This is a genomic window from Duganella sp. Root198D2 (assembly GCF_001428585.1).
GTDB lineage: Bacteria > Pseudomonadota > Gammaproteobacteria > Burkholderiales > Burkholderiaceae_D > Rugamonas.
This window is the reverse complement of the sequence record NZ_LMIC01000012.1, coordinates 191,359-210,092: the sequence shown is the minus strand read 5'-3', so window position 1 is coordinate 210,092 and position 18,734 is coordinate 191,359. Positions and strand designations below refer to the sequence as shown.

Sequence of the window (18,734 nt, the reverse complement as noted above, 5' to 3'; positions counted from 1 at the left end):
CTTTAATTCCAGGCGGACGGCGAGAACAGGTACCCTTCGCCCCAGACGGTCTTGATTTTCTCGCCATCCGTATCGTCGAACTTGCGGCGCAATTTCGAAATCGAGTTATCGATCGAGCGGTCCAGACCATCGAATTCAATGCCGCGCATGGTCTTCAGCAGCGCATCGCGCGACAGCACCGTGCCGGCCGATTCCGCCAGCACCAGCAGCAGCTTGTACTCGGTGTTCGAAAGCGGGCAAGGCTGGCCGCGCCAGGTGACCGAGCGGTCGCTGGTGGCAATGCTTAATTGGCCGAAGGCCAGTTGGTCCACTTCCGACTTGCCCTGGCGGCGGCGCAGCAACGCGCGCAGGCGCGCCAGCAGCACGCGCGGCTGTACCGGCTTGTTGATGAAATCATCGGCGCCCTGTTCCAGCAGCGACACCTCGTCGTAGGAGTCCTCGCGCGCGGTCATGATCAGGATCGGCACGTCGCTGATGTCGCGGATCTGCTGGCTGACCTTCATGCCGTCCATGCCGGGCAACATCAGGTCCAGCACCACGACGTCGGGATTGGCTGCCTTGAAGCGCGGCAGGGCCTCATCACCGCGCGGCACCACGTCGACCTTGAACTCGTAGCCCGCCAGGTACTCGGTGACCAGCTCGGCCAGGCGCTCATCGTCTTCCACCAACATCACTTGAACCATGTCTTTCTCCTTATGGCGGACATTTTATAAGAGCTACAAGCACATGGCATATATGCACTTGAAATCCGACAAAGCGATACATTTTGTGAAGCGGCTCCTGGCTGAGCTCCTGGCCGGGGGCCCGCTGCCTTACAGCGCGCGGGCGATCAGCAGTTTCTGGATGTCGCTGGTACCTTCGTAGATCTGGCACACGCGCACGTCGCGGTAGATGCGTTCCACCGGGAAGTCCGCGGTATAGCCGTAGCCACCGTGGATCTGGATCGCGTCGGAGCAGACGCGTTCTGCCATCTCGGAGGCAAACAGCTTGGCCATCGCCGCCTCTTTCAGGCAGTGCTGGCCTGCGTCTTTCAGCGAGGCTGCGTGCCAAATCAACTGGCGCGCCGCTTCCAGCTGCATCGCCATTTCCGACAGCTTGAACTGCACCGACTGGTGCTCGAAGATCGGCTTGCCGAAGGATTCGCGGTCGCGCGCGTACTTCAGGGCCGCTTCAAACGCGGAACGCGCCATGCCGACCGATTGCGAGGCGATGCCGATACGGCCGCCTTCCAGGCCCGACAGGGCGATCTTGTAGCCCTGGCCCGCTTCGCCGATCATGTTCGCTGCCGGTACGCGGCAGTTTTCGAACAGGATCTGGGCGGTGTCTGACGAGTGCTGGCCCATCTTGTGTTCGATGCCGGCCACGATATAGCCCGCGGTGTTGGTCGGCACCCAGAAGGCGCTGATGCCCTTCTTGCCGGCTGCCTTGTCGGTCACGGCAAACACGATCGCCACGTCGGCATGCTTGCCGGAAGTGATGAACTGCTTGGTGCCGTTGATGATGTAGTCGTCGCCATCGCGGGTTGCGGTGGTGCGCAGGGCGGCGGCATCGCTGCCGGTGTGCGGCTCGGTCAGGGCGAAGGCGCCCAGCATTTCACCTTGCGCCAATGGACGCAGCCACTGCTGCTTCTGCTGCTCGTTGGCGTACATCATGCCGATGCTGCACACCGGGCAGTTGTTCACGGAGATCACAGTCGATGTGCCGCCATCGCCGGCCGCGATTTCTTCCAGTACCAGGGCCAGCGACACGTAATCGAGGCCCGCACCGCCCAGTTCTTCCGGCACGGCGACGCCGAAGGCGCCCAGTGCTGCCAGCTCTTTCAGCTCTTCCTTCGGGAAGTGGTGCTCCTTGTCCCAGCGTGCTGCGTTGGGCGCCAGGCGTTCCTGAGAAAACGCGCGCAGCGCGTCGCGGATCATTTCGTGTTGTTCGTTGAGGATCATGTTCTAGTTTTACCAGCCAATAGGTGAACCGTCATAGTCTCGGTAGACGGCTTGTTCGGACGCTGGCAGTTCGGCCAGCACCTTGCGCAGTCCGCGCACGCTTTCTTCAACCGCCAGCGCGGCGCCGGCGCCGCCCATATCGGTGCGCACCCAGCCCGGGTGCAAGGCCACGCAAGTGGCGCCCTGCGGGCCGAACTGGTGTGCGGTGTCGACCAGCACGGAGTTCAGCGCGGCCTTGCTGGCGCGGTATAGCGAGCCGGTGGAACCCTGGCGCTCGCTGAGGGAGCCCATGCGCGACGACATCACCGCCAGCTTGCCGCGTCCCGCGCACACCAGCGGCGCGATGATCGGCAGCAGCCGCATTGCCGACAGCACGTTGATGTGCATGACGGCGTCGAAATCCGCCTGCATCGGAAAGCCGTCGCTGCGCGGGCCATACACGCCGGCGTTCAGGATGGCGACGTCCAGCTCTTCGCCATCCAGTTTCCAGCCCAGGCCTGCCACGGCTTCCAGGTTTGTTACATCCAGCTTATGGGCTTCGGCACCCATTTCGGCCAGCATGGCGACATCTTCCTTGCTGCGGGCCGTGGCGATCACGCGCCAGCCGTCGGCCAGGTACTGGCGAACCAGTTCCAGGCCGATGCCGCGCGAGGCGCCGATAACGAGTGCCAGCGCCATCCTGCTTACACCAGCTCGATGCCCATGGCGGTGGCCTCGCCGCCGCCGATGCACAGCGCTGCCACGCCCTTCTTGCCGCCCTTGGCTTTCAGTGCGCCGATCAGGGTGGTGATGATGCGCGCGCCGGTGGCGCCGATCGGGTGGCCCAGGGCGCAGGCGCCGCCGTGCACGTTGACCTTGCTGTGCGGGATGTCCAGGTCGTGCATCGCTGCCATTGGCACGGCGGCGAAGGCTTCATTGATCTCGAACAGGTCAACGTCGCTGACTTTCCAGCCGGTCTTGGCCAGCAGCTTCTGGATCGCGCCCACTGGAGCGGTGGTGAACTGTTCCGGCACAAGGGAGTTGGTGGCGTGGCCGGTGACCTTGGCGATCACGTTGGCGCCCAGCTTCTTGGCGGTGGATTCGCGCATCATGACCAGTGCGGCAGCGCCGTCGTTGATCGAGGAAGACGATGCGGCGGTGATGGTGCCGTCTTTGGCAAAGGCCGGCTTCAGCGCCGGGATCTTTTCGATCCTGGCTTTCAGCGGGCCTTCATCCTTGTCGATCACCACGTCGCCGGCGCGGCCGGATACGGTCACCGGCGTGATTTCCCAGTTGAAGGCGCCGGATGCCTGCGCAGCCTGCGCGCGCTTGACGGATTCGATGGCGAAGTTGTCCTGCGCTTCGCGGGTGAACTTGTAGGCAGCGGAGCACTGTTCGGCGAAGGTGCCCATGGAACGGCCGGCGCCGGTCTTGGCGTCGCGCGTGTAGGCGTCTTCCAGGCCGTCGTACATCATGTGGTCGAACATCATGCCGTGGCCGATGCGGTAGCCGCCGCGTGCCTTGGGAACCAGGTAAGGGGCGTTGGTCATGGATTCCATGCCGCCGGCCACGATCACTTCCGCGCTGCCGGCCGCCAGTGCGTCGTAGGCGAAGATCGCCGCCTGCATGGCGGAGCCGCACATCTTGGACAGGGTCACGGCGCCGGCGGATACCGGCAGGCCGGCCTTGATCGAAGCCTGGCGTGCAGGAGCCTGGCCCTGGCCCGCCATCAGGCAGTTGCCGAAGTAGACGTGTTCGACAGCTTCCGGCTTGATGCCTGCGCGTTCGACGGCGGCCTTGATGGCTACCGCGCCCAGGTCATTGGCGCTCAGGCTGGCGAAGTCGCTCTGGAAGGCACCCATTGGGGTACGGGCTGCGCCGACGATTACGATTGGGTCATTCATTTTCAAAGGTCTCCAAAAGGGAAGGTGTTGCTTGCTTCGCCGCCTCGGGCAGCGAATCTCGGTTGCGGAAACGGACGTGCTGGGGATACGGGAACACGTCCTCAATGACGCCACTGGCGATCAGCTCTTTTTTCCTGGCCCACCAGTGGGGCGAGAGCAGTTCGGCGTGGTGCTTCATAAAGTATTTTCGGATGTTCGCGTTCCCCAGCAAGAATTTGTCGAACTGCTCGGGGAACACGTCGTGCTTTCCGATGGGGTACCACGGCTCGGCGGACATTTCATCCTCCTCGTTGCGCGGCGCCGGAATCACACGGAAGTTGCAGTCCGTGAGGTATTCAATTTCATCGTAGTCGTAGAAAACGACACGCTTATGACGGGTGACGCCGAAATTCTTGTACAGCATGTCGCCCGGGAAGATATTGGCGGCCACCAGGTCCTTGATGGCGTTGCCGTATTCGACGATGCCGTGCTCCAGCGCCGCTTCGTCGCCCACCTCATCGGCGTGCGACAGGAACATGTTCAGCGGCACCATGCGGCGTTCGATGTACAGGTGCTTGATCACCAGCTGGTCGCCTTCTTCCTCGATCAGCGAAGGGGCGAAGTGTTTCAGCTCCATCACCAGCTCTTCGCTGAAGCGGTTGCGCGGGAAGGCGACGTTGGAGTATTCCAGCGTGTCTGCCATGCGGCCCACCCGGTCGTGGTGTTTCACCAGCAGGTATTTGCCTTTGATCTGCTCGCGCGTGGTTTCCTTCGGCGCCGGGTAGAAATCCTTGATCACCTTGAATACGTAGGGGAAGGACGGCAGCGCGAACACCAGCATCACCAGGCCGCGGATGCCGGGCGCAATCGCGAACAGGTCGGACGAGTGCTTCAGGTGCTGCAGGTAGTCGCGGTAGAAGGCATTCTTGCCTTGCTTCTGCAGGCCAAGGATGGTGTAGATCTCGCTGCGCGGCTTCAGCGGCAGCAGGTTGCGCAGGAACTGCACGTAGGCCGAGGGCACTTCCATATCGACCAGGAAGTAGGCGCGCGTGAAGGAGAACAGCAGCACGATGTCCTGCTGCTCCGTCAGCACCGCGTCCAGCACCAGTTGCCTGTTCTTGTTGTGCAGGATCGGCACCACGAAAGGCAACTCGCGGCTGCCGTTGATGGCGCGCCCCACGATGTAGGCGCCCTTGTTGCGGAAGAACAGGCTGGAAAGGACCTGGATCTGCGCATTCGGCTCCAGTTCGCCGAACAGGTCGGACAGCCGTTCTTCCACCAGCGCCACGTCGCGCGACAGGTTGGCGAACGGTGTGTTGAGCTGGAAGTTGGTGACGATGCGCTTGAGCGTGAAGGTCAGGCCATCCTGGCCCGGGTAATACACGCGGTAGGTGGGCGCAACTTCTTCGGTATCGATGTACTCGGTCGACACCACCGGGCGCACGAAAATGAACTCGTTGTGGAAGTAGGAGCGGTGCAGGATATTGCAGCACACGGAATTGAAAAAGGTCTCCGCCAACTCCGGCTGCTTGTGGCCGGACAGCATGCCGATGTAGTGCAGCTTGAGTTCGCGCCACACTTCATCGGTCAGCTCGGACGGATCGTACTCGTCCTCCAGCATCTGCACGCATTCCTGCACGCGCTTGTCGTAAAAGTCGATCCGTTCGCGCGCCGCGACCTGGGCCACCGCCCAGTCGCCCTGCTCGAAATGCCGCTTGGCCGCCTGCGCCGCCTGGCGGAACAGGCGGTAGTGCTTGTCGAACCCCTCGCGGATGGTGCGCGCGATGTCGAACGCGATCTGCGACGACAGCAGCTTGGGGAAGGCGGCGTGGATCATGGCGGCCTTGCGGCGATGTTCGCTTACTTGGTTTCGGCGAACAGTTCGCGGCCGATCAGCATGCGGCGGATCTCGCTGGTGCCGGCGCCGATTTCGTACAGCTTGGCGTCGCGCCACAGGCGGCCAACGCTGTACTCGTTGATGTAGCCGTTGCCGCCCAGGGTCTGGATTGCTTCGCCAGCCATCCAGGTTGCCTTCTCGGCCGAGTACAGGATGGCGCCGGCGGCGTCCTTGCGCAGTGCACGCACTTGCTCCGGCGAAGTGGCGCGGTCGCAGGCCTGGCCGACGGCGTAGACGTAAGCGCGGCAAGCCATCATGGTGGAGTACATATCCGCCAGCTTGCCCTGCATCAGCTGGAATTCGCCGATCGGCTGGCCGAACTGCTTGCGGTCGTGGATGTAAGGGACCACGGCGTCCATGCAGGCCGACATGATGCCCAGCGGGCCGCCGGAGAGCACGGTGCGCTCGAAGTCCAGGCCGGACATCAGCACGTTGACGCCCTTGCCCAGGCCGCCCAGCACGTTCTCGGCCGGCACTTCGCAGTCTTCAAACACCAGCTCGCCGGTGTGGGAGCCGCGCATGCCCAGCTTGTCCAGCTTCTGGGCGATGGAGAAGCCCTTGAAGCCCTTCTCGATCAGGAAGGCGGTCATGCCGCGCGGGCCGGCTTCGATGTCATTCTTGGCGTATACCACCAGGGTGTCGGCGTCCGGGCCGTTGGTGATCCACATCTTGGTGCCGTTCAGGACCCAGCGGTCGCCCTTGAAGTCGGCGCGCAGCTTCATCGACACCACGTCGGAACCGGCGTTCGGCTCGGACATGGCCAGCGCACCCACGTGCTCGCCGGAGATCAGCTTCGGCAGGTATTTCTTCTTCTGTTCTTCGGTGCCGTTACGCTTGATCTGGTTGACGCACAGGTTGGAGTGCGCACCGTACGACAGGCCGACCGAGGCGGAAGCGCGGGAAATCTCTTCCATCGCGATGATGTGGGCCAGGTAGCCCATATTGGCGCCGCCGTATTCTTCGGAGACGGTAATGCCCAGCAGGCCCAGCTCACCCATCTTGCGCCACAGGTCCATCGGGAACTGGTCGGTGCGGTCGATTTCAGCGGCGCGCGGGGCGATCTCGGCGGCGGCGAACTGCTGTACCGCTTCGCGCAGGGCGGCGATGTCTTCGCCGTGGTCAAAGGTCAGGCCTGGCAGATGGAGCATGTCTTCCTCTATTGGTGTTGGGTATTGAAGCGCAAATGATACGCCTGACTTACGTTAACGTAAACGTCAACTCAGCCGGCCGTAGTTTGCTTTTCGGCAAGTGCAGCCAGCAGGCGCCTGCACTCTTCCTCGTGGGTGGCGATCTCCTGCAGCGACATATCGATGTCTTCGCGCTGTTGTTCCAGCGTCTCACGGTGCTGCGACAGCACGCCCAGGAAGCGGTTCATCTGGGCTTCAGTATCTTTTGGCGACTCATACATGTCGACCAGGCTCTTGATTTCGCTCAGCGACAGGCCGATGCGCTTGCCGCGCAGGGTCAGCTTGAGGCGGGTGCGGTCGCGCGGCGTATACACGCGGTTGCGGCCGCCGGCGCCTTCGCGCGACGGCGCCAGGAGGCCCTGGTCTTCATAGAAACGGATGGCGCGCGGGGTGATGTCGAACTCGCGGGCCAGTTCGGTGATGGTGTAGGTCGGCATGGCTTACAATGGATCTTCCGTTTACGTAACGTCAATCTATTGTACGCCATGAACCCGCTCGAATCCCAGCTTGACTACCCATTTGGCGACACCCTGCCGGACAGTGGCACGGTGCTCGAAGTCGCGCCTGGCGTGGCGTGGATGCGGCTGCCTTTGCCGTTCGCCCTCGACCATATCAACCTGTGGCTGCTGCGCGAAGAAGGCGGCTGGAGCGCGGTTGATTGCGGCGTGGCGCTCGATGCCAGCAAGCAGGCCTGGAATGCCGTGCTGGCCGGGCCGCTGGCGGGCCAGTCCTTGCAGCGTGTAGTGGCCACTCACTGTCATCCTGACCATGTCGGGCTGGCGGACTGGCTGTGCCAGCGCTTCGGCGTCTCGCTCTGGATGACGACCGGCGAATATGCCTTCGCGCGCATGATGTCGGCGGCCCTGCCGGGTGTGGACGGCCCTTCTGCCGTGCCGCACTTCGAGCGCCACGGGCTGGCCGACCCCGACATGCTGGAAAAGATGCGTTCGCGGAGGAGCTATTACCCATCGCTCGTGCCCTCGGTACCGGCTTCCTATGTCCGGCTGCTGGACGGCCAGTCGATCTTGGCCGGTGGCTGCAGCTGGCGCGTGATCACGGGTTCTGGCCACTCGCCGGAGCACGCGGCGCTGTATTGCGAACAGCTCAATGTGCTGATTTCCGGCGACATGGTCCTGCCGCGCATCTCCACCAACGTTTCGGTATTTGCCGTCGAGCCGGAAGGCAACCCGTTGCAGCAATACCTCGACTCGCTCGAGCGATTTGCCAGCCTGCCGGACGATGTGCTGGTCCTGCCATCGCACGGCCGCCCGTTCCGTGGCCTGCACAACCGCATCAAGCAGTTGCGCGATCACCATGAAGCCCGCCTGGCCGAGGTGCTCGCCGCCTGCAGCGGCCAGCCGTGTTCTGCCGCTGAGATAGTACCAATCATGTTCCGTCGACCACTCGATGCCCACCAGCTCAGCTTCGCATTGGGCGAGGCGCTGGCCCATCTTCACAAGCTGTGGCGTGATGGTATCGTGCGCCGGGATACCGGGAATGACGGCATCATCAAATTCATCAAGGCGCATAAAGTTACCGGCGGTCTTTAATACCAGCCGACCGGTCGGCAACCAAGACAGCCTCTAGGTTTGTGGTCGAAAATCAACTTTATTTCTAAAGTTGTAACCGATTGCTTGTCGTCCTGACAAGTAGATTCTGCTGTTTTTTGCCATTTCTGCCAAAAGAAATTTGGGCTAGCAGAGCGGGAAATCGGACAGTCTGTAGCGTCAATTGTTAATTGTTGTTATCTACAATTGTCACAATTGGTCTGATAATTCTAGAGACTGACATTCATGTTGTGACATGAAATAGTGCAACTATGAATTCTTCAAACGAACGTGAAAGCTTTAGCCAGCGTCTCCAGCAGGCTTTGAAAAATGCCCACTACTCCCCGGACAGCCCAACTCGTCTGGCAAGAGAGTTCAACATCAGGTTTGAGGGCAGGCCGATTACGGTCCACGCGGCCCGAAAATGGCTGGTTGGCGAGGCAATTCCGACCCAGGAAAAGCTGCGCATGATTGCGCAGTGGCTCGGCGTTCCTGCTGAATGGCTGCGCTTTGGCGGTGCCGAAATCGAGCACCATAATGGCGACACGAACGGTAGCAGCCTGGCGCGTTTCGAGTCGGCTGACGTCAAATTGATCGCCGATTTGCAACGGCTGGACGACCACCACAAGCAAATTGCGCGCGAATTTATTCGCATGCTGGTAAGGGTCAACTACCAAAAGTAACAGAACGACACTATTTGTCCTGCGCAAAACAGCCCAAATAGCTTTCAAAAGTAGGTCCGAGTTTCACTTAGCGCGCCGGCTCCCGGCGCGCCTCCCCGAAGTGCCAGGATGATGTTTTCGGCACTGCCGGCATGGCGTCCTGCCATGTCACAAACGACCATACCAGTTTGTAACGAGCTTGATACATCAGCTCGCAAAGGCGCATGTTTTCAGGGATTCATGCCATTCCAGCGAGGGGCCAGATTGTGACATAGGCCGAATAAGTCGATGACGCGCGCCACGGTGTGGTCCACCATATCATCGATGCTTTGCGGCTGGTGGTAAAAACTTGGCAATGGCGGAAAGATAATGCCGCCCATTTCCGTCACGGCGGTCATATTGCGCAAATGCGCGAGGTTGAAGGGCGTCTCGCGCACCATCAGTATCAGGCGGCGGCGTTCCTTCAGCATCACATCGGCGGCGCGGGCAATCAAGTTGTCCGACAGGCCATGCGCGACGGAGGCCAGGGTTTTCATTGAGCAGGGGGCAATCACCATGCCGTCGGCCTGGAACGAGCCGCTGGCGATGGAGGCGCCGATATTGTTCTGCTTGTGGACGACATGGGCCAGCGCTTCGACTTCCTTGCGCTGCAAGCCAGTTTCCTGGTGGAGGGTGAGGACCGCGGCGTCGGAGATGACCAAATGCGTCTCGACGCCTTCAATATTGCGCAGGTGCTGCAGCAGCCTCACGCCGTACACGGCGCCGGTAGCGCCGGTGATGGCAATGACCAGCCGCTGCGGGCGATCAGCCATTGTTGTCCAGCAGGGCCTTCAGTTCGCCGGATTCATACATCTCGGACATGATGTCGGAGCCACCGATGAATTCGCCGCGCACATACAGTTGCGGGATGGTTGGCCAGTTCGAGTATTCCTTGATGCCCTGGCGCACTTCCGGATCGTCCAGCACGTTGACGGTGGCGATGTTCTCAACGCCGCAAGCTTTCAGGATCTGGATGGCACGGCCGGAGAAGCCGCACTGTGGGAACTGGGCGGTGCCCTTCATGAACAGCACGACAGGGGTGTTGCTCACGGTTTCTTTGATCCAGGTTTGTACGTCGCTCATTGCATTCTCACTGCTAAGGATTGGAATCCCGTCATTTTACCGCGAAACCGCGCTTGGCCTGTTGACGCAGGTCATGTCTCAATTCGGTGCCAAATTCAGTGCCAGGTCTGTCATTTGGACAGATACCGCTACCCATTGATCCATCTCAATACGTAAAAAGGGGCTAAATCGCGTATTGAGAAAGATCAAATGATGGCGCTAGCTGTCCGATTGACAGACCTGGCACCGACTTCTTGGCACCGACTTCTTAGCGGCGAAATTCTTAGCTGCGCAGCTTGGCGAAGGCGGCGGCCATCGAGCCTTGCTGGACCGGCTCGCGCGATTGCTGCTTCTGCTGCTGGCCCATGGCGCGGCGGTCGTTGCGGTCGCCGCGCTGTTCCGGGCGCGAGCCGGCAGCCGGGGCGCTGTCCGACAGGCGCATGGTGAGGGCGATACGCTTGCGCTTGGCGTCCACTTCCAGCACTTTGACCTTCACCACCTGGCCGGCTTTCACCACCGTGTGCGGGTCTTTGACGAAGGTGTTCGACAGGGCCGAGATGTGAACCAGGCCGTCCTGGTGCACGCCGATGTCGACGAAGGCGCCGAAGGCGGCGACGTTGGTCACCACGCCTTCCAGGATCATGTCCACGCGCAGGTCGCTGATCTCTTCCACGCCTTCCTTGAAGGTGGCGGTGGTGAATTCAGGGCGCGGGTCGCGGCCCGGCTTTTCCAGTTCCCTGATGATGTCGGTCACGGTCGGCACGCCGAACTTGTCGTCGGCGTACTTGGCGGGCGACAGGGCTTTCAGCAGCTTGCTTTCGCCGATCACGCCGCGTACGTCTTTCTGGATGTCGGCCAGGATCTTCTCGACCACCGGGTAGGACTCGGGGTGCACCGCCGATGCGTCCAGCGGGTTCTCGCCGCCCATCACGCGCAGGAAGCCTGCTGCCTGTTCGAAGGTCTTGTCGCCCAGGCGCGGCACGTTCTTCAGCGCGGTACGGGAGGCGAAGGCGCCTTTCATGTCGCGGTAGCTGACGATGCTCTGCGCTACGCTGGTCGACAGCCCGGAGACGCGCGCCAGCAGCGGTGCGGAGGCGGTATTGACATCGACGCCGACGGCGTTCACGCAGTCTTCCACCACCGCGTCCAGCGAGCGCGCCAGCTGGGTCTGCGATACGTCGTGCTGGTATTGGCCGACGCCGATCGATTTCGGGTCGATCTTCACCAGCTCGGCCAGCGGGTCTTGCAGGCGACGTGCGATCGATACCGCGCCGCGCAGCGATACGTCCAGCTCCGGCAGTTCGCGCGAGGCGTACTCGGAGGCAGAGTACACCGATGCGCCGGCTTCCGACACCACGATCTTGGTCAGCTTCAGCTCCGGGCATTGCTTGATCAGGTCCTGCGCCAGCTTGTCGGTTTCGCGCGAGGCGGTGCCGTTGCCGATCGAGACCAGCGACACATTGTGCTTGGCGGCCAGCTGCGACAGGGTGTGCAGCGCGCCGTGCCAGTCGTTGCGCGGCTGGTGTGGATAAATGGTGGCGGTATCCACCACCTTGCCGGTGGCGTCGACCACGGCAACTTTCACGCCGGTGCGCAGGCCAGGGTCCAGGCCCATGGTGGCGCGCGGGCCGGCCGGCGCTGCCAGCAGCAGGGCTTTCAAATTGGTCGCGAAGACGTTGATCGCGTCCAGCTCGGCTTTTTCACGCAGTGCGCCCATCAGTTCGGTTTCCAGGTGCATGAAGGATTTCACGCGCCAGGTCCAGCGCACGGTGTCGGCCAGCCATTTGTCGGCCGGGCGGCCGGCTTGTTTGATGCCGAAACGGGCCGAAATGCGGCTTTCGCAAGGGTTATGCGGCGCGTCCCACTTCGGTTTTTCCTCTTCCGTGTCGAGGCGCAGCGTGACGTCCAGCATGCCTTCCCGGCGTCCGCGCAACAGTGCCAGGGCGCGGTGCGACGGCACGGCGGCCAGCGGTTCGGAATAATCGAAGTAATCGGCGAACTTTTCGCCTTCCTCTTGCTTTCCGTCAACAACTTTGGATTCAACTACGCCATGATCTTGCACATATTCGCGCAGCGATTGCAGCAGGGTGGCGTCTTCCGCGAAGCGCTCCATCAGGATCTGGCGGGCGCCGTCCAGGGCGGCTTTGGCGTCGGCCACGCCAGGATTCTTGCCGTCGGCGGATTCGAAGGCTTCGCGCAGGTAGCCGCCAGCCAGCTCGTCAGGGTTCAGGCTCGGGTCGGCCAGCAGGGTGTCGGCCAGCGGGGCCAGGCCGGCTTCGATGGCGATCTGGGCCTTGGTGCGGCGTTTTTGCTTGTATGGCAGGTAAAGGTCCTCGAGACGGGTCTTGTCCTCTGCGTGCATGACCGCATCTAGCAGCTCCGGCGTCATCTTGCCTTGTTCGGTAATCGAATTGACGATCGCTTCGCGGCGGTCTTCCAGCTCGCGCAGGTAGCGCAGGCGCTCTTCCAGCAAACGCAGCTGGATGTCGTCCAGGCCACCGGTCGCTTCCTTACGGTAGCGGGCGATAAACGGGACGGTGGCGCCTTCGTCCAGCAGGGCGATGGCGGCGGCGACCTGGGCCGGCTTGGCGGCCAGTTCGAGGGCGAGGCGTTGTTCGATAGAAGGCAGCATGACGGTGTTTCCAAACGGTGAAGGCCGAAATCATACAACGCCCGCATGGCCAACGGGCGCCGGAATAGATTATTATTAATTAGTTAATGTTGTCCGTCTAACTTGTAGTTGCACTAAGTTAGGATTTTCACAAACACGAAACTGTGGAAGGCGGATAATATTGCATGTTGCTGTTTTTGAACCGCTGATTTAAAAGAATGCGCCCAATGGATATTACCCGCGACGAAGCCCGCGAAACTCCAGTCGCACCGGCCCCTGCATCTGCTCCGGTACCAGCCGCTCCGCCCAACCAGCTTCCCTATGCTGTGGCGACGTGGTTGCAGAGGGTGGATGCAGCCGCGCATCCCAAGCCCAAACTGGCCCCGGTCGACATCGACCCGAAACAGACCAACTACAAACTGATTTACGTGCTGGCGCCGACCAGCGGCGGGCGCCATGTTGCGCTCTGCCTGTACAAGGCGCGCCTGAAGCCGAACGGCGACGTGGCTGCGGCCACTCCGGTCAGCGAAGTGTTCTCCCTGCTCTCCGCCCCGCCGGCCTTCCTGGCGCCGGGCGATGAAGACCTGGTGCGCTTCTTTGTGGCGATGCGCAGCGGCCCCAATTCCCAGACTGGCAGCGCGACTGAGCCGCGCGGCAAGATCGGCGCGGCCCTGCTGCAGATGCTGTCCGAGCATGACAAGTTGCTGTGGGCGAATTCCTGGTCCGACGTCGGCAATGGCCTGGTCTATCCAATGAAGGCGGGCGACATGCGCAATGCCAGCCTGGCCTGGCGCGAAGAAGGCAAGGGTTTGCGCCTGGGCTGGCAAGTCGATGTGCAGGAAGGCACGAAACACCATGGCGCCGACCAGATCGACTACATGCTGCCGACCGAACCGCCGTGGTATATCGACAACCTCTCGACCGGCGTGCTGCAGCTGAACCAGGGCGGCACCACGATTCCGCTGGCTGAGCTGCAAGCCCTGGTGGCGCAGGCGCCGCTGCTGATGCCGAACGATAAGATGCGTGTGTCGCAACTGCTGCTGGCGCATGGCCTGCAGCAGCTGATGCCGCTGCCGCAGCCTTTGCCGCAGCGCGTGCGCACCGACGTCAAGCCGCGTCCGATCCTGGTGCTCGATTCGGCGCAACTGGCCGATGGCACCCTGCAGCGCTGGAACGACTATGCCGTGCTGTCGTATGACTATGATGGCGAACGCGTCTCCTTCGACCCTTCGCAGCGGGTGGTGCGCCAGCGCGGTGAAGTCACCGAGATCATCCAGCGTAACGAAGCTGCCGAAGCGGCTGCGCTGGACACCCTGACCCAGCTTGGTTTCAAGAAACCTACCGCTTTGCCGCTGTCGAGCGTGCGTGGCGGCCTGCTGCTGGCCAACCAGGCGGACTGGATCCGCTTCGCCGAGTTCGGTATCGATGAGTTGCTGGCTGCCGGCTGGCGCGTCGAGAAGTCGCCCAAGTATCGCTACGATATGGTGACGGTCGACGACTGGTATGCCGAGGTCGAGGAAGAAGCGTCTGACAATGGCAACGCCTGGTTCGACCTGGAGCTGGGCATCACCGTCAATGGCGAGCGCGTGCCGCTGTTGCCGGTGCTGGTGCAGATGATCCGCAACTTCCCGAACGACTTCGGCCCGAAGGCGCTGGCCGTGCACGGCGAATCGGACCAGATGCTGGCCGCGCTGCCGGACGGCACCCGCGTGGCCCTGCCCTGGAACCGCCTGCGCCCTATCCTGGCGACGATCGGCGAACTGTACTTCAGCGAAAAGATTCGCCACTCGGTGCGCATGTCCTCGCTGGACGCGGCGCGCCTCGACGAACTGGCGCGCAATGTCGACTTCCAGTGGACCGGCGGCGAAGCGCTGCGCGAAATGGGCCGCAAGCTCAACCAGTTCTCCTCGGTGCAGCGCGTGCCGACCCCGGCCAGCCTGCGAGCCACGCTGCGCGACTACCAGACCGACGGCTTGAGCTGGATGCAATTCCTGCGCGAGTACAACTTCGGCGGCATCCTGGCTGACGATATGGGCCTCGGCAAGACCGTGCAAACCATCGCCCACATCCTGGTGGAGAAGGAAGCCGGCCGCCTCGACCATCCAGCCCTGGTGATTGCGCCTACCAGCCTGATGAACAACTGGCAGGATGAAGCGGCCCGCTTCGCGCCAAGCCTGAAAGTGCTGCTGTTGCAGGGCAAGGATCGCGCCGAACTGTTCGACGAGATCCCGAAAGCCGACCTGGTGCTGACCACCTACGCCCTGCTGCCGCGCGATGAAGAAAAGCTGCGCGAGCACGATTTCCACCTGGTGATCCTGGACGAGTCGCACTACATCAAGAACACCCGCTCCAAGGCGGCGCAGAGCGCCGGCCTGCTGCGTGCACGCCACCGCCTGTGCCTGTCCGGCACGCCGCTGGAAAACCACCTGGGCGAGCTGTGGTCGCAATTCCACTTCCTGCTGCCTGGCCTGCTGGGCGACGAGAAGACCTTCAACAGCAATTTCCGCCACCCGATCGAGCGCCAGGACGACCCGCAGCGCCGCATGCTGCTGAATCGCCGCATCAAGCCGTTCCTGGTGCGCCGTACCAAGGACGGCGTGGCGAAAGAACTGCCGCCGAAGACCGAGATGGTGCGCAAGGTGGAGCTGTCGGGCGCCCAGCGCGACCTGTACGAAACCGTGCGTCTTGCGATGGACCAGAAAGTGCGCGAGGAAATCGACCGCAAGGGCGTAGCGCGCTCGCAGATCGTGATCCTGGAAGCGCTGCTCAAACTGCGCCAGGTCTGCTGCGACCCGCGCCTGGTGAAGAGCACCAAGAAGGCCGCGACTACCGGCTCGGCCAAGCTGGTCGACCTGATGCAGATGGTGGAAGACCTGCTGGAAGAGAAGCGCAAGATCCTGGTGTTCTCGCAATTCACTTCGATGCTGGAGCTGATCGAGGAAGAGCTGGAAGCGCGCGATATTCCGTACGCGATCCTGACCGGCGAAACCCGCGATCGCGGCGCCCAGGTAGCGGCCTTCCAGCAAGGCGCGGTGCCGATCTTCCTGATCTCGCTGAAGGCCGGCGGCGTGGGCCTGAACCTGACTGCGGCCGACACCGTGATCCATTACGATCCATGGTGGAATCCTGCTGCCGAAAACCAGGCCACCGACCGCGCCTGGCGGATCGGCCAGGACAAGCCGGTGTTTGTCTACAAGCTGATCGCCAAAGGTACGCTGGAAGAGAAGATCCAGCTGCTGCAACAGAAGAAATCGGACCTGGCGCAATCCGTGCTGGCCGAAGGCGAATCGCAGAAGATGGCCTTGACCCAGGAAGATTTGCAACAGATCTTCGCACCGTTACAGGATTGATCCCATGCTGAGTGCTGAACACTATCGCCAGATTCTCGACCACAGCAGCGACGTACACTGGATGCTGGACTGCGATAGTGGCCAGCTGCTGTACGTCAGCCCTGCCGCGGAAAAGCTGTTCGGCTACATGCCGGAACGGGCGCAGCAGGTGGCTGCCGACTTGATGGGCGAGTTGCCGCAGCGGCTCGAAGCCTATTCTTCCGGCGACACCACGCGCCGCCACACCGTGCGCGATGCTGAAATGGCCGGCCGTGATGGCGTGATGATCCCGGTGGAAATCGAATCGACCCTGGTGCCCGATGTCGACAGCGGCGTGCTGCGCCTGGTCGGTACCGTGCGCGATATCCGCGACCGCGTCGAGCGCGAAAAGCAGCAGAAGAAATTCGCGTCGATGGTGTCGCACGAATTCCGCACGCCATTGTCGACCATCGACGGCGCCATCCAGCGCCTGGAAATGACCTCGGCCAATGCCGATGAAAACACCAAGAAGCGCTATCGCAAGATTCAAACCTCGGTCGACCGCTTGCTTGAATTGATCAACGAGTACCTGAGCCCGGAGCGTATGGCCAGCATCGGCCGCAAGCGCCAGGCCGACGAAGTGTCGCCGGAAGCCTTGCTGGAAACCGCCGCCGAAGCCGCGCGCCAGCGCCGCAGCGAGATCACCGTGCGCGCGGAAGGCTTGCCGCAATGGATGCGTTGCGACCCGCAAGGCATGCGTTTGTGTCTCGATATACTTTTAGATAACGCCCTCAAGTACACAAATGACAACGTTGCGATAGAATTGCAGGGTAGGAAAGCCAGCGAAGGCGGGGTTGAACTCCTCGTCATCGATCGCGGCGCGCACGTTCCGGATGATGAGCTAGGCAAACTCTTCGACAAGGGTTACCGAGGCAAGGCCGCCGCAGGGCATGCCGGTTCCGGCCTCGGCCTGTATATGGCCAGGAATGTTATAGAGGTCCACGGCGGCACACTGTCTGTGGAAAATTTGCCTGAAAGCGGCAAGAAATTTCGGATTTGGCTCCCTATTGCTGCTTAAGCCTTGCGCAGCCCGGGACCAACCGTGATAATTCTTCGACGCAAGCCCTAAACCCCGGCTTGCGACTGAATGGAAAATGGCGCATCAATGACGCAAATACTGATTGTGGAAGACAACCTGGAATACGCCGAGGAGATGGCGGATTTCCTGGCTGAGCTTGGCCATGTAGTTCACACCACCAATAATGCCCAGGAAATGTGGTCCGCCCTCAGCCAGGGCACCGTGGGCGTTGTCGTGCTCGACCTGGGCTTGCCGGACGAGGATGGTTTCAACGTCATCCCGCGCATGCGCCAGCTCTACCCGCAAATCGGCCTGCTGGTGCTGACCGGCCGTGTGGCATTCGATTCCCGCATCATGGGCCTGCGCCTGGGCGCCGACCATTATCTGACCAAGCCGATCAAATTCCCGGAACTGGCGGCCCATATCGAGGCGCTCGATCGCCGTGTCGGCCCGCAGGAAGCCATCCCGGTTCCCAGCAAGTGGACCCTGAAAGTGTCGGCGCGCCAGCTGGAACTGCAGGGCCAGGCCATCACCCTGACCGAGAAAGAGTGCAATTTCCTGCACCTGCTGACCATTAACACCCGTCCAGTGCCGCGCCAGGTGATCGTGGCCGGCATCGGCGGCGATGATCCGGATGCCGGGCGCCGCGTCGACATGCTGGTGTATCGTTTACGCAAAAAAGCGCGTAGCGGCCTGGGCCAGGATTTACCCCTGCGTTCGGCCTATGGCGAGGGTTATAGCCTGTCCGCCAGCTTCAATCTCTCCTAATAGGGACAGAGTCACGCGAACTGGGTAGAATCGGGGTTTCCCGATCCTGCCCTTTTTGCTTTTATGGCCCGCCTGCCTCGCCTCGTCGTTCCCAACCAGCCTCATTACATCATCCAGCGTGGCCTGAACGGCCAGGAAGTGTTCCTCGATGATGAAGATTTCAGCAGTTTTATCGCCTGGATGCGCGCTGCCGCCCGCCAATACAAGGTGGCGGTACACGCTTACACCCTTTTGCCAGGTGAACTGCACCTGTTAGCCTCGCCCAGCGATGAAGATGGCCTGGGCGGCATGATGCAGTGGATCGGGCGCCACTATGTCCCTTATTTCAACCAAAAGTACTCCCGTGCCGGCACATTATGGCAGGGGCGCTATAAAACCTCGGTGCTCGAAGCCGAGCGCTACTTCGTTTCCTGCTCTAAATACATTGAATTCGCCGCGGTGCGGGCGCGTCTGGCCGAGGGGCCGGAACATTACCAGTGGTCGAGCTATCCGCACCATGCCGGCATTCGCCAGGACGGGGCGGTCAACGACCATCCGCTCTACTGGGCACTGGGCAACACGCCATTCCAGCGCGAGGCGGCCTATATAGAACTGGCGGCGCAGGGGCTGGCGGGCGCGGAAACGCGGGCGATCGAGAGCGCAGCGCTGAAAGGCTGGCCATTGGGCAGCGACAAATGGAAGGCAGAGCTGGAGCGGCGCATGAAACGGCAGGTATTGCCGGCAAAACGCGGACGCCCGCAGAAAAGCGCGGACTCTGTCCCTGATTAAAATTC

16 protein-coding genes are annotated in these 18,734 nt (G+C 61.9%); 6 read left to right on the top strand and 10 right to left on the bottom strand.

The annotated features are described in order from the left end of the window. Positions 1-2: 2 nt before the first annotated feature. The 7 genes from ASE26_RS13410 to ASE26_RS13380 form a co-directional block, all read right to left on the bottom strand. Entirely contained in the window at positions 3-683 is a 681-nt protein-coding gene (locus ASE26_RS13410) for a response regulator (protein WP_055939080.1), read from the bottom strand. 129 nt (positions 684-812) lie between these two features. Further along, positions 813-1,940, bottom strand: a complete 1,128-nt coding sequence (locus tag ASE26_RS13405; RefSeq protein ID WP_057246391.1) for an acyl-CoA dehydrogenase family protein — start codon at positions 1,938-1,940, stop codon at positions 813-815. Positions 1,941-1,949: 9 nt separating this feature from the next. Further along, positions 1,950-2,618: an SDR family oxidoreductase gene (locus tag ASE26_RS13400; protein ID WP_057246390.1), complete on the bottom strand. Its 669-nt coding sequence runs from the start codon at positions 2,616-2,618 to the stop codon at positions 1,950-1,952. A gap of 5 nt (positions 2,619-2,623) precedes the next feature. After that, positions 2,624-3,823 (bottom strand): acetyl-CoA C-acyltransferase, encoded by a 1,200-nt coding sequence (locus ASE26_RS13395; RefSeq protein ID WP_055939072.1) that lies wholly within the window; start codon positions 3,821-3,823, stop codon positions 2,624-2,626. Continuing rightward, entirely contained in the window at positions 3,816-5,639 is a 1,824-nt protein-coding gene (gene aceK / locus ASE26_RS13390; protein WP_057246389.1) for a bifunctional isocitrate dehydrogenase kinase/phosphatase, read from the bottom strand. The genes ASE26_RS13395 and aceK overlap by 8 nt, the downstream gene beginning before the upstream one ends. 23 nt (positions 5,640-5,662) lie before the next feature. Next, entirely contained in the window at positions 5,663-6,847 is a 1,185-nt protein-coding gene (locus ASE26_RS13385; RefSeq protein ID WP_055939067.1) for an isovaleryl-CoA dehydrogenase, read from the bottom strand. Positions 6,848-6,918: 71 nt separating this feature from the next. After that, on the bottom strand, positions 6,919-7,323 hold the full coding sequence (locus ASE26_RS13380; RefSeq protein WP_055939064.1) for a MerR family DNA-binding transcriptional regulator: 405 nt from the start codon (positions 7,321-7,323) through the stop codon (positions 6,919-6,921). A gap of 48 nt (positions 7,324-7,371) precedes the next feature. Here ASE26_RS13380 and ASE26_RS13375 point away from each other — a divergent pair, with 48 nt between their 5' ends. Both ASE26_RS13375 and ASE26_RS13370 read left to right on the top strand, forming a co-directional pair. Next, entirely contained in the window at positions 7,372-8,436 is a 1,065-nt protein-coding gene (locus tag ASE26_RS13375; protein ID WP_057246388.1) for an MBL fold metallo-hydrolase, read from the top strand. Positions 8,437-8,705: 269 nt separating this feature from the next. Next, on the top strand, positions 8,706-9,116 hold the full coding sequence (locus ASE26_RS13370) for a hypothetical protein (RefSeq protein WP_055939058.1): 411 nt from the start codon (positions 8,706-8,708) through the stop codon (positions 9,114-9,116). 209 nt (positions 9,117-9,325) lie between these two features. Here the strand turns inward: ASE26_RS13370 and ASE26_RS13365 are convergent, their stop codons facing one another. From ASE26_RS13365 to ASE26_RS13355, 3 genes are all read right to left on the bottom strand, one after another. Further along, on the bottom strand, positions 9,326-9,907 hold the full coding sequence (locus tag ASE26_RS13365; protein ID WP_055939055.1) for a UbiX family flavin prenyltransferase: 582 nt from the start codon (positions 9,905-9,907) through the stop codon (positions 9,326-9,328). Next, positions 9,900-10,217 (bottom strand): Grx4 family monothiol glutaredoxin, encoded by a 318-nt coding sequence (gene grxD, locus ASE26_RS13360; RefSeq protein ID WP_028103513.1) that lies wholly within the window; start codon positions 10,215-10,217, stop codon positions 9,900-9,902. Before grxD ends, ASE26_RS13365 begins: the two co-directional genes overlap by 8 nt. A 262-nt stretch (positions 10,218-10,479) precedes the next feature. Further along, on the bottom strand, positions 10,480-12,828 hold the full coding sequence (locus tag ASE26_RS13355; RefSeq protein ID WP_055939052.1) for a Tex family protein: 2,349 nt from the start codon (positions 12,826-12,828) through the stop codon (positions 10,480-10,482). Positions 12,829-13,034: 206 nt separating this feature from the next. Between ASE26_RS13355 and ASE26_RS13350 the strand changes: the two genes are divergently transcribed. The 4 genes from ASE26_RS13350 (at position 13,035) to ASE26_RS13335 (ending at position 18,729) form a co-directional block, all read left to right on the top strand. Next, positions 13,035-16,157 carry a DEAD/DEAH box helicase gene (locus ASE26_RS13350; protein WP_055939049.1) on the top strand — a complete coding sequence of 1,041 codons (3,123 nt, stop codon included), beginning with the start codon at positions 13,035-13,037 and terminating at the stop codon, positions 16,155-16,157. A gap of 4 nt (positions 16,158-16,161) precedes the next feature. Then, positions 16,162-17,193 carry a PAS domain-containing sensor histidine kinase gene (locus ASE26_RS13345; RefSeq protein WP_055939046.1) on the top strand — a complete coding sequence of 344 codons (1,032 nt, stop codon included), beginning with the start codon at positions 16,162-16,164 and terminating at the stop codon, positions 17,191-17,193. A gap of 87 nt (positions 17,194-17,280) precedes the next feature. Beyond that, positions 17,281-17,961 carry a response regulator transcription factor gene (locus ASE26_RS13340; protein WP_055939590.1) on the top strand — a complete coding sequence of 227 codons (681 nt, stop codon included), beginning with the start codon at positions 17,281-17,283 and terminating at the stop codon, positions 17,959-17,961. Between the two features lie 63 nt (positions 17,962-18,024). Further along, positions 18,025-18,729, top strand: a complete 705-nt coding sequence (locus ASE26_RS13335; RefSeq protein WP_055939043.1) for a transposase — start codon at positions 18,025-18,027, stop codon at positions 18,727-18,729. The last annotated feature ends 5 nt before the right edge of the window (positions 18,730-18,734 follow it).

Bases quoted from the DNA above. Each gene is read 5' to 3' on its own strand.
- ASE26_RS13350 (WP_055939049.1), top strand. From the start codon at position 13,035: ATGGATATTACCCGCGACGAAGCCCGCGAAACTCCAGTCGCACCGGCC.
- aceK (WP_057246389.1), bottom strand. From the start codon at position 5,639: ATGATCCACGCCGCCTTCCCCAAGCTGCTGTCGTCGCAGATCGCGTTC.
- ASE26_RS13395 (WP_055939072.1), bottom strand. From the start codon at position 3,823: ATGAATGACCCAATCGTAATCGTCGGCGCAGCCCGTACCCCAATGGGT.
- ASE26_RS13385 (WP_055939067.1), bottom strand. From the start codon at position 6,847: ATGCTCCATCTGCCAGGCCTGACCTTTGACCACGGCGAAGACATCGCC.
- ASE26_RS13355 (WP_055939052.1), bottom strand. From the start codon at position 12,828: ATGCTGCCTTCTATCGAACAACGCCTCGCCCTCGAACTGGCCGCCAAG.
- ASE26_RS13400 (WP_057246390.1), bottom strand. From the start codon at position 2,618: ATGGCGCTGGCACTCGTTATCGGCGCCTCGCGCGGCATCGGCCTGGAA.
- ASE26_RS13375 (WP_057246388.1), top strand. From the start codon at position 7,372: ATGAACCCGCTCGAATCCCAGCTTGACTACCCATTTGGCGACACCCTG.
- ASE26_RS13410 (WP_055939080.1), bottom strand. From the start codon at position 683: ATGGTTCAAGTGATGTTGGTGGAAGACGATGAGCGCCTGGCCGAGCTG.
- ASE26_RS13335 (WP_055939043.1), top strand. From the start codon at position 18,025: ATGGCCCGCCTGCCTCGCCTCGTCGTTCCCAACCAGCCTCATTACATC.
- ASE26_RS13340 (WP_055939590.1), top strand. From the start codon at position 17,281: ATGACGCAAATACTGATTGTGGAAGACAACCTGGAATACGCCGAGGAG.
- ASE26_RS13345 (WP_055939046.1), top strand. From the start codon at position 16,162: ATGCTGAGTGCTGAACACTATCGCCAGATTCTCGACCACAGCAGCGAC.
- ASE26_RS13405 (WP_057246391.1), bottom strand. From the start codon at position 1,940: ATGATCCTCAACGAACAACACGAAATGATCCGCGACGCGCTGCGCGCG.
- ASE26_RS13380 (WP_055939064.1), bottom strand. From the start codon at position 7,323: ATGCCGACCTACACCATCACCGAACTGGCCCGCGAGTTCGACATCACC.
- ASE26_RS13370 (WP_055939058.1), top strand. From the start codon at position 8,706: ATGAATTCTTCAAACGAACGTGAAAGCTTTAGCCAGCGTCTCCAGCAG.
- grxD (WP_028103513.1), bottom strand. From the start codon at position 10,217: ATGAGCGACGTACAAACCTGGATCAAAGAAACCGTGAGCAACACCCCT.
- ASE26_RS13365 (WP_055939055.1), bottom strand. From the start codon at position 9,907: ATGGCTGATCGCCCGCAGCGGCTGGTCATTGCCATCACCGGCGCTACC.